General features: G+C 48.3%; 2 protein-coding genes. Both read left to right on the top strand.

The features are described from left to right. Nucleotides 1–1,668: M20/M25/M40 family metallo-hydrolase (locus tag RMO79_RS16530; protein ID WP_310484289.1), on the top strand; the 1,668-nt coding region annotated here is incomplete at its 5' end. A 36-nt stretch (nucleotides 1,669–1,704) separates the two neighbouring features. Then, nucleotides 1,705–3,204: M36 family metallopeptidase (locus RMO79_RS16525; protein WP_310484288.1), on the top strand; the 1,500-nt coding region annotated here is incomplete at its 3' end.

Here is a 3,204-nt window from a genome sequence, read left to right as displayed (position 1 = left end):
TATAGCTCGGTGGTGGGAGTAAATAAACCAGATCCAGCGATTTTTCAATTAGCAGCAGTAGCAGCAGGGCATCCCACCGCACCCCAGCATTGCCTATTTGTGGGGGAAGATAGTAAGGAACGAAAAGTAGCGCGTAATCTAGGTTGGCAAGTCGTACCCCATCCCAGCTTGGTTTGGGAAGTATTAAATGGTAGTCGGTTGCGATATATTCGGATTTCAGTTACCGCAGCGCAAAACGATCGCGCCTGGCGATCGGTAATTAAAGATTTAGCAGTTGTACCCTTGTATGTGACGGGCGAAAATGGCGATCGAGTGTATGCGATCGCGACGACTACAGCCATTACTCAGCTCGACGATTTGGGCTTTCAGGTCGATCGATTGGGGAGCGAGGGCGATCCGCTCACGACAGAAGTATATCTGCTGCGGGACGATCGCCAAACGAGTACGGGTTTTCTCAATCCCCAGGGGCAATCTAGTAGCTTTTTTGTCAATGATGAAGAATCACAATGGGTGTTGGCTTCTTCAACTGAGGGAATTTTTATTGCTTTGCCAGGAGATCGATCGGTTGAGGAATATCATTTTGAAGATGCATATCACGGACATAATCTCAAGCTCTTACCCGATCTGAGTTTACTCGAACCGTTTGGCGAAGGGAATAATGCCAAAACAGCAGGCTTCGTCCAAGCCGCGATCGTCGAACCAAATTTGAGCGATGTGGAAGTTGCCAAATTTCAAACAATCACCCCAGATGCAATTCGGACATATCTAGACAGATACGCTGGCGTAAAACCGCTAGATGGAGCGACAGGAGCTAAAATTAACAGCCGACACATCCAGAGTTCGGAGATCGGTTTAGTTACCACTGCATTAGCCAAAGATCTCGAAAAAATCGGTGGTGGTAAATTCACGATCGCACTAAATCGCTTCGTGCATGAAGGGCGCGAACTCGATAACGTCGCCGCCGAGCTAAAGGGGAGCGCATCCTCAGAAATCGTCTTAGTCACCGCTCACTTAGATTCTACGGCGGCTTCGAGCCATACCCCTAGCGATTACGACCCCGATCGCGACCCCGCGCCTGGAGCCGATGATGATGCTAGTGGCGTGGCGGCGGTATTAGCGATCGCCGCTGTCATCCAACAATTAGCCGCGATTAAACCACCCAAACGCACGATCCGATTTGTCTTATTTAACGCCGAAGAACATGGATTAGTCGGCTCTGGGGCTTATGCCAAATCCCAAGCCGCGATCGCCGCACCAATTGTCGGCGTATATCAAATGGATATGGTTGGCTACAACGTCAACCCCCCACGATCGTTTGAAGTGCATGTCGGCTATGCTGCTTCCGCCAACGTCCAGAAGCGATCGCTCGTCCTGGCAAAACGGCTCAAACGGCTAGTTTCCATCCTATCCCCGAACTTACAATCTCCCCAAATTTATACTCAACCAGATCCGGCTGAAGGCAGGAGCGACCATGCCAGTTTTCACCAACGCGGCTATGCGGCTTGCGTCACCTCCGAAGATTTCTTTGCGGGGCCGTTGCCCACCTCGCCTACCGCCGAGCCAAATCCCAACTATCACCGCGATGGCGATACCTTTGTCGATTTTGACTATGCGGCGGACATCGCCCGTCTCGTCGGTGCAGCAACGTGGTTGACAGCTAACTTGTAATTTTGTCCATGTTCTATTAACAAATGAGGTATACAAATGGTACTTAGTATCGATACTCGTAATTTCACGATCGATCGTGCGACTGATGCCCGAATTAATGAACTCAATGAGGCTGCGGCTTTAGTTTCCGAGCAATTACCAGGAACCCAGACAGTCAGCGTTCCTGCTTTGAATTCACTTACAGGTACACCCAATAGTCTGTTATCGGATAATGCCCCAAGCACAGCAGAATCGCCGATCGATCGAGCATTGAGCTTTGTCAATCAAACCAGTGCTGCCCTCGGATTTACACCTGGTCAACCAGTAGAATTCGTTCCAGATCCCACTGTCGAAACAACCAGTGCCAACGGCAAGGCAGTTCATCTGCAACAAAGCTATCGGGGCATTCCTGTGTTTCAGATGATTCGCACCGTTCGCTTCTCTCCCGACAACACAATTAGCGATGTCGTCGGCAATAATGTTAATCTTCAGTCTGGAATTAATATTGCGCCCCAAATTAATGTTAAACAAGCAGTAATAACCGCTGCCCAGTATATAGCTAATCCCAACGAAACAGAGGTAATGACTGATGGTTGGGGACAACCAATGGCTCCAATTCGCATCGATCTAGCCGATTATAGTCCGCAAATACTCGTAATTTCTCCCCTCCCCAGTCAACCAACTGTTTTAGATAAAGGGCCTTTTGCCGATCCAATTTCCGCTCATTTGGTGCTCTTTTACCAAAATCCTGAAACCCGATTGGGTTGGTATGTGCGGATTACACTGCCAAATTATCAAGGTCAATATGAAATTATTGTTTCAGCAGATCGCACTGAATCTGAAATTCTTTACTGTCAAAGTTTAATGAAAACTGCGCTGGGGGAGGGCAATGTTTACAAAGAAAATCCGGGCACGACACCTCGGCAAATGATTCCCTTCCCTCGGAACTTGAATGATTATCCCGTGCCCCAACCCACTAATCTACCGTCACTATCTCAGTTTCCCGGTCACTGGTGTACCAATAATAAATGCATGGGTAATAATACCAGGGCTACTTTAGGAGAATCTACCATCACGCTCAAAGGTCAGAGCCAGGGTGGGAAAGTTGTCTTTAATCCAGCTAGTGGCATCGGAGACGATCAGAAGATTCTGAATATCTTCTATTTCTGCAACTACATGCACGACTTCTTCTACCTGTTGGGCTTTAATGAGGCTGTCGGAAACTTTCAAGCGGTGAATTACACTGGGCAGGGCAATGCCAGCGATCCTGTTTTGGCTCGCGCTCATAGCGGAGAGGTTTATGGAACAGCTAATATGTCAACTCCCCCAGATGGTCAAAGACCTATTATGAACATGGGGTTAGTGGCTGATAGCGGTCGGCATACGGCTTTTGATGCTGATGTCGTCTTTCATGAATTTACGCATGGTGTAACTAATCGCTTAGTCGGTGGTCGGATGAATAGTCCACAAGGACTACAACAGATCCAAAGTGGCGGTATGGGCGAAGGCTGGAGTGACTATTTTGCACTTACTATTCAAAATTTTGGTAAGCCAGTT

This window comes from Chamaesiphon sp. VAR_48_metabat_403 (genome assembly GCF_031422475.1).
Classification (GTDB): Bacteria; Cyanobacteriota; Cyanobacteriia; order Cyanobacteriales; family Chamaesiphonaceae; genus Chamaesiphon.
Note: the sequence above shows the minus strand (reverse complement) of the source record. Positions and strands in the feature narration are given on the sequence as shown.